We start from the raw sequence: 6,055 nt of genomic DNA on the forward strand, positions 1-6,055 counted from the left end.
AGGTCAGCCGAGAAGTTCGCCGCACTCAAGCGCGAGCAGGCCCTGCCCCTGGCGATCAACCCGAACAGCGACCAGTACCTGGAAGAGCGTTTGCAGCTGCTGGACGAGCAGTTGGCCACCGTCACCCGCCTGGCCAAGGACAACGAGCTGCCCGATGCCATCCTCACCGAGTCAGGGCTGAAAATCACCCCGCTGGATGCGGCGGTGCCGGATCGGGCGCAGGCGCTGATCGACCAAACCAGCCAGTTACTGCCGCGCATCAAGATCACCGAACTGCTGATGGACGTGGACGACTGGACGGGCTTCAGCCGCCACTTCACCCACTTGAAGGACGGGGCCGAGGCCAAAGACAGGACGTTGCTGCTGTCCGCAATCCTCGGTGATGCGATCAACCTCGGGCTGACCAAGATGGCCGAGTCGAGCCCCGGCCTGACCTCTCGGATGGCAATCCTCTCCACGATGTTGTTCGTGGACCTGGCGGCGATGGCTCTAGCGCGGTTGATCTGTCCGGGCTGACTGACGGCCCAATCACGGCGTCGATCTCTGTGACCGACACGGCTGGCAATACGGCTGCTGGCACCGGCGATACCTCCACGAAGGACACGACGGCGGATGCATCGCCAACAGCGTCTGTGACGATCAACGACGGTGACGGCTTCATCAGCGATGCAGAGAAGGCGGCAGTTGGTTTCACGATTGTGGGTGTTGATCCTGATGCGGTTGCGATGGTGAGGTTCTCGGATGGCAATCCTCTCCACGATGTTGTTCGTGGACCTGGCGGCGATGGCTCTAGCGCGGTTGATCTGTCCGGGCTGACTGACGGCCCAATCACGGCGTCGATCCCTGTGACCGACACGGCTGGGATTAAACTCTCAGCCATAAGTTGGATTTTAGTTTACAACCGTGCCACGACTTTTTTGTTGAATACGTTTAGCAAGGTTGTAGCTGTCATTTAGATGAGTTTGGGCTATTTTTTTCATCATAAAATAGCCTAAACTTGCTGCAACAAGTTGCCCACCTAGCGGAACGAATTTTGTCACTTGTTTGGTAACAATCTTTCCAAAGAAACCGTTAAAGGTTTTTTTAACGGTAGTGCGAGCGACCACAAAGCCTGAAAATTGAAAGCCGCGTTTTCGTAATTCATCCCAATGAATTGTTTTTGTTTTTGGATCATAGACACTGACATGTTCAGGCGCTAAACCAAAACGGGAATTAATATCGGGAATAAGCTGTGACAAAATTCCCAAATCTACTACCACGTCAAAAAAAGGAATGGGTACAATTGCTGGGCCTTGCGGGCGAACGCCGGTAATCGCGGCAATAATGCCGGAAAGACTCAGACCTTTGTTTTTACGCACATGAAAGTGATAAGCCATGATTAATGAGGCCAGCGTATAAGTTGCCCAGGCGCTGATGCCCCAGTGGAAGAAGGAGTAAGGGACGCTAAATTCGAGTGCCTGTTGTGAACGCGGTGCGATATTTAATCCAGGCGTTTGATAATAATAGGCCCATTCAGCAACCCCCCAATAAAGCGTAGAAGAACCTAAACCGGCACAAATAAACATAAACAGCCAGGAGAGCGTGCTGTATTCCGGTTTTCCTTCGCCAAGACGAATATTGCCGTATTTACTGGTGGCTAAATAAATCACCAGTCCCATTGCCAGCAAAACCAATACCTGTACGGCGGAACCTAACGATCCAACACAGTGTGAGGCATTAACCATGCTCTGCTGTCAGGTGATGGGGAACGACGTGGCGATCAACATGGGGGGCGCTTCCGGTAACTTTGAACTGAACGTCTTCCGTCCAATGGTGATCCACAATTTCCTGCAATCGGTGCGCTTGCTGGCAGATGGCATGGAACGTTTTAACAAACACTGCGCAGTGGGTATTGAACCGAATCGTGAGCGAATCAATCAATTACTCAATGAATCGCTGATGCTGGTGACTGCGCTTAACACCCACATTGGTTATGACAAAGCCGCGGAGATCGCCAAAAAAGCGCATAAAGAAGGGCTGACCTTAAAAGCTGCGGCCCTTGCGCTGGGGTATCTTAGCGAAGCCGAGTTTGATAGCTGGGTACGGCCAGAACCAAGGGCGGCGAGGGCCTCAAGGAGGCCATCTCGCGCGCGGAGGCCGCCTGGCGCGCGGCGCCCTCGCCGGAGTCGATGGGGCTGCCGCTGGACATCCTCTCGCGAGTGAAGCGCTACCCGAAGGCAGTGGCGCGGCGGGACGAGGCGTTGGCGCGGCTGGAGACGGACCGCGAGCCGGAGCAGGACGATGCGTCGCTGAAGGTTCCGCCGCTCACGGAGAACCGATTCTTCTGGGGAGGCCTGGGCGCGGGCGTGCTCTTCATGGGCCTGAGCGTGGGCCTGGGCATCGTCGCGGCGCAGCCCATGTGGCGCTACCTGGCGTTGATCAACATCCCCGCCTTCGGCACGGCCGCGTGGATGGCGCTGCGCTACGTGGACGACCTGCAGCACGCGCGTGCTCCTGGTGATGCGCTTCACCGTCAGCCGGCTCGCCGAAGCCGACGTCGTAAAGCGCAGGTGATCGTCGTCGACCGGGCCCTCGCGCAACACCTTGAGGTCCGCCAGGGGGCTTCGGCGCCCTGCAGCGGCCGGGTCGGCATGGCTGCGGGCAGCTGCGGACAGCAGATGGTGTGCCCGGGTGCGTCCATGTGGGCCGGCGAAGTTGGACACGTCGCTGAGCAGGAAACCCTTGAATGCCACCTTCTCGGCAACGTCCACGGCGACTCCGTCGACCGAGAGGTTGATGCCACCGAAGGCCAACAGATTGAGGCCGGTGGCAGTGATGCTGATGTCGGCCGCCAATTCGCGTCCGGATTGCAGCCGGATTCCGTTTTCGGTAAAAGCCATAATAAAATGCTGAGGCCTGGCCTTTGCGTAGTGCACGCATCACCTCAATACCTTTGATGGTGGCGTAAGCCGTCTTCATGGATTTAAATCCCAGCGTGGCGCCGATTATCCGTTTCAGTTTGCCATGATCGCATTCAATCACGTTGTTCCGGTACTTAATCTGTCGGTGTTCAACGTCAGACGGGCACCGGCCTTCGCGTTTGAGCAGAGCAAGCGCGCGACCATAGGCGGGCGCTTTATCCGTGTTGATGAATCGCGGGATCTGCCACTTCTTCACGTTGTTGAGGATTTTACCCAGAAACCGGTATGCAGCTTTGCTGTTACGACGGGAGGAGAGATAAAAATCGACAGTGCGGCCCCGGCTGTCGACGGCCCGGTACAGATAGCGATGGTCAGGCCCCTCGAGGCCAACCAGAATCGCAGGGATGTGCTCGAAAATGCGTCGTACATCCTCGGCCGCACCGACCGTTTTGTCCCAGTCCATTTCGGCCGCCATTTGGCCGTCCCTCCTACGGACCGATGTAGCAAACGGGTCAACGTGCGCAGACCAATTCGCCAGGCAACGCAACCAGGTTATCAACGTGCCCTACCAGCTTGCCGGAAAAGCAAAAGTGCGTTTGGGGCAGGCCGCCACTTATGTCGCTGACAGCGCGGACTCCGTGGTCGGGTGTACGGGCAGCACGTCGCCGTATCCGCAGGCGTGGATGATGCGCGCGACAGCACGGTCGCGGCTTACCAGGCGCACGTCCACGCCCCGGCGTCGACACCGTTCACTACCTACGTTACCTATCGGTGGTGCGGGACAACATTCGGGCCCAGGCCGCCGAGCAGCGGGCCAGCGCGTTGTGGTCTCATCCTGACCCGACGGCGTTGGCGTCGGTGCCGGGGTCACGTCGCCAATGGGAGCGTGACCCGCACGACCCCGACTTTTTGGTGTTGCGGGCCGGCCGGCACACGGTACCGCTGGCTACTACGCTGCGAGTCAACGACACCGCCGACGAGATCGACCTGGAACCGGTGTCGCACAGTGCATTACGCAGCCTGCTCGACACCCAGCGCAGCATTGGCGACGTGCCGACCGGGATCGACCTGACCAAGGTTTCGCGGATCACCGTGCTGGGGGAGCGCGCACAGGTGCGCGCGGTGTTACGCGACCACGGAATGGCGATTCGACGGAATCCCGAAAATGAATTTGCAAGGTTCCGATGCCCGAAGCATCAAAACCCTGCAATCCCAAAACGTCCACAACGACGAATGCGATTCCGCCTCAGTCGTTTAGAATACGGCCGAAAGTCGCCCACACCCCGTCTTCGCCGTCCCAGCTGCCGCGGCTCGCCGCCTTGGAGTACTCCGTGGCGCGCCCCTCGAAGAAATTGGCGTGCTCGACGCCATTGAGAATCTCGACGAGCCACGGCAGCGGATGCGCCTTGAGCTGGGTGAACCCGCCCTCCTTCGCCTCGAAGAAGCCGAAGACCGGGGCAATCCGGAGTAGGCTGTCGATATCGACCGCTCGCAATTCGACCTGATTGCGCACAGGCTCGCGCAGCCGAGGTGCGCCTTGCGGCACCGCTTCGGTTCGTGCCGACTGCTCCGGCAATTCACCAAAAAGTCCGTCGTCAGCCATCATCCTCTCCAGCAGATCAGTCTGCCCAGAGAATCACATTCGTCTGACGCGCGGTACAAAAGATTCACAGTCTCGTAGGACCTCCTACCCTTGGTCAAGGGGAACGTCCTTATAGGGCAATATGGTAGCGCCGTGCTCGATGCAGTCCAGGACGCTGCGCGCCGGCTTTGCCGGTGCCTTCGGCATCCTGGACAGCATCTCGAGATGCGCGACAGCCTTCCGCTTGGCCGCGGGCGTCACCACTTCTTTCCCAAAAGGTCCTTCAACGCCGCATTGTCCAGCATGGCGTCAGCCAGGAGCCGCTTCAGCTTCGTGTTCTCGTCCTCCTCCAGCGTCCTCAGCCGCTTGGCCTCGGAGACGTCCATCCCGCCGTACTTGGCCTTCCATTTGTAGATGCTGGCGTCGCTCACGCCGTGCTTGCGGCATAGATCGGCGACCGACACCCCGGCCTCGTGCTCCTTCAAGATCCCGATAATCTGCTCTTCCGTAAAGCGGCTACGCTTCATGCTCTGGTCCTCGTCGTGGGCCAGAACGGGGCGCCATTGCCGGTGTAGCTCCAGGCGCCGTTGGCATCGATCGTGAAGTCGCCGTAGGTCCCGGGAACATTGCTCTGCGCTACGACATGGGCCTGACCCGTGTCGGGATCCACAATCGTCAGCTGACCGGAGGCGTTCAATGCGGCGGCAGTGTCACCTTCCGTGACGGACTTCGAGTCCGAAGAGACCGTGGCAGTGTCGTTGGTGCCGGTGATGGTCACCGTCACCGTGCCGCTCGCGGTGCCGTCCTGGCTGGTGACCGTGAACTGGTCCTGCACCTGCTGGCCGGCGGTGAGCTAGATACGCTGACGCCGTGGGCTTCGTCGTTGCGCGATGCCAAGCAACGCATCCGTCCGCTGTTTACGCAGGAGCGGGTCGCGGCCGCGGCGGGACAGTTTCTCGACGGACTGTGGGGCAACGAGCCGACGCGCTGCGCGATATTGTGCGTGAATACGCGCTGGAAACGCTCGGCGATGAGGACGCGGTTCTGGTCATCGATGAGACCGGCTTTTTGAAACAGGGCAAGGCCTCATGCGGCGTCGCACGCCAGATACGCTGACGCCGTGGGCTTCGTCGTTGCGCGATGCCAAGCAACGCATCCGTCCGCTGTTTACGCAGGAGCGGGTCGCGGCCGCGGCGGGACAGTTTCTCGACGGACTGTGGGGCAACGAGCCGCGCAAGACGGGTTGGATGCGGGCGGAAGCGGCCGGCGATCCAGCCCGTGGCGCCAGCAGGCGATCCTGGGTCGGGGCAGTGGGATGCCGACGCGCTGCGCGATATTGTGCGTGGCTGCCGCACATTAGCGTACACATGGCCCGGCAAACCACCGAGCCAGGCTTCGACGGCATTCACCGTCTCGATCATGCAGGTGAAATCGCGGCCTTGAATGACCTTCTCGACCAGGCGGAGCTTTTCGTCGGCCGCATTGGGATCCAGGTCCCAGACAGTGATGGTCGCTGTGACAAAGGCTTGTCCGATCTGGTCGGACCCCAGTTCCTGCAACGCCGCGTCGGCAT

The 6,055-nt window shown here is 59.7% G+C and carries 4 protein-coding genes and 10 pseudogenes; 7 read left to right on the plus strand and 7 right to left on the minus strand.

Going from position 1 to position 6,055, the window contains the following annotated elements; genetic code table 11:
• Window positions 1-9: 9 nt before the first annotated feature.
• Both DCG74_RS38745 and DCG74_RS38750 read left to right on the plus strand, forming a co-directional pair.
• Window positions 10-435, plus strand: a pseudogene (locus DCG74_RS38745) (Tn3 family transposase); the annotation flags it as partial.
• Between the two features lie 110 nt (window positions 436-545).
• Window positions 546-956, plus strand: a complete 411-nt coding sequence (locus DCG74_RS38750; RefSeq protein ID WP_257187534.1) for a hypothetical protein — start codon at window positions 546-548, stop codon at window positions 954-956.
• 276 nt (window positions 957-1,232) lie between these two features.
• On the opposite strand, the pseudogene DCG74_RS38755 reads toward DCG74_RS38750, so the two are convergent.
• Window positions 1,233-1,697: pseudogene (locus DCG74_RS38755) on the minus strand (BCCT family transporter); the annotation flags it as partial.
• Window positions 1,698-1,752: 55 nt separating this feature from the next.
• Between DCG74_RS38755 and DCG74_RS38760 the strand changes: the two are divergent.
• Together DCG74_RS38760 and DCG74_RS38765 are read left to right on the plus strand one after the other, a co-directional pair.
• The gene (locus DCG74_RS38760; protein ID WP_257187535.1) at window positions 1,753-2,202 is read left to right on the plus strand and encodes a hypothetical protein; all 450 of its coding nucleotides are present in this window, start codon (window positions 1,753-1,755) and stop codon (window positions 2,200-2,202) included.
• A complete protein-coding gene (locus DCG74_RS38765) occupies window positions 2,169-2,936 on the plus strand; it encodes a hypothetical protein (RefSeq protein ID WP_257187614.1) in 768 nt (255 codons plus the stop codon). Before DCG74_RS38760 ends, DCG74_RS38765 begins: the two co-directional genes overlap by 34 nt.
• On the opposite strand, the pseudogene DCG74_RS38770 reads toward DCG74_RS38765, so the two are convergent.
• Together DCG74_RS38770 and rsfA are read right to left on the minus strand one after the other, a co-directional pair.
• Window positions 2,875-3,264, minus strand: a pseudogene (locus DCG74_RS38770) (IS6-like element IS26 family transposase); the annotation flags it as partial. The gene DCG74_RS38765 and the pseudogene DCG74_RS38770 overlap by 62 nt on opposite strands.
• 249 nt (window positions 3,265-3,513) lie before the next feature.
• Window positions 3,514-3,654: pseudogene (gene rsfA / locus DCG74_RS38775) on the minus strand (anti-sigma-F factor antagonist RsfA); the annotation flags it as partial.
• On the opposite strand from rsfA, the pseudogene DCG74_RS38780 reads away from it, so the two are divergent.
• Window positions 3,654-4,031: pseudogene (locus tag DCG74_RS38780) on the plus strand (hypothetical protein); the annotation flags it as partial. The pseudogenes rsfA and DCG74_RS38780 sit on opposite strands and share 1 nt — an antisense overlap.
• A gap of 334 nt (window positions 4,032-4,365) precedes the next feature.
• Here DCG74_RS38780 and DCG74_RS38785 read toward each other — a convergent pair.
• The 3 genes and pseudogenes from DCG74_RS38785 to DCG74_RS38795 all read right to left on the minus strand — a co-directional run.
• Window positions 4,366-4,506, minus strand: a pseudogene (locus tag DCG74_RS38785) (IS5/IS1182 family transposase); the annotation flags it as partial.
• 195 nt (window positions 4,507-4,701) lie between these two features.
• Window positions 4,702-5,009: pseudogene (locus DCG74_RS38790) on the minus strand (transposase); the annotation flags it as partial.
• Window positions 5,006-5,317, minus strand: a complete 312-nt coding sequence (locus tag DCG74_RS38795; RefSeq protein WP_257187607.1) for a VCBS domain-containing protein — start codon at window positions 5,315-5,317, stop codon at window positions 5,006-5,008. The pseudogene DCG74_RS38790 and the gene DCG74_RS38795, both read right to left, overlap by 4 nt.
• Here DCG74_RS38795 and DCG74_RS38800 point away from each other — a divergent pair.
• Window positions 5,306-5,589, plus strand: a pseudogene (locus tag DCG74_RS38800) (transposase); the annotation flags it as partial. The gene DCG74_RS38795 and the pseudogene DCG74_RS38800 overlap by 12 nt on opposite strands.
• Window positions 5,571-5,826 (plus strand): annotated as a pseudogene (locus DCG74_RS38805) (IS701 family transposase); the annotation flags it as partial. The pseudogenes DCG74_RS38800 and DCG74_RS38805, both read left to right, overlap by 19 nt.
• Here the strand turns inward: DCG74_RS38805 and DCG74_RS38810 are convergent.
• A pseudogene (locus DCG74_RS38810) lies at window positions 5,826-6,055 on the minus strand (hypothetical protein); the annotation flags it as partial. The pseudogenes DCG74_RS38805 and DCG74_RS38810 overlap by 1 nt on opposite strands.

It is taken from the genome of Bradyrhizobium sp. WBAH42, from assembly GCF_024585265.1.
GTDB lineage: Bacteria > Pseudomonadota > Alphaproteobacteria > Rhizobiales > Xanthobacteraceae > Bradyrhizobium.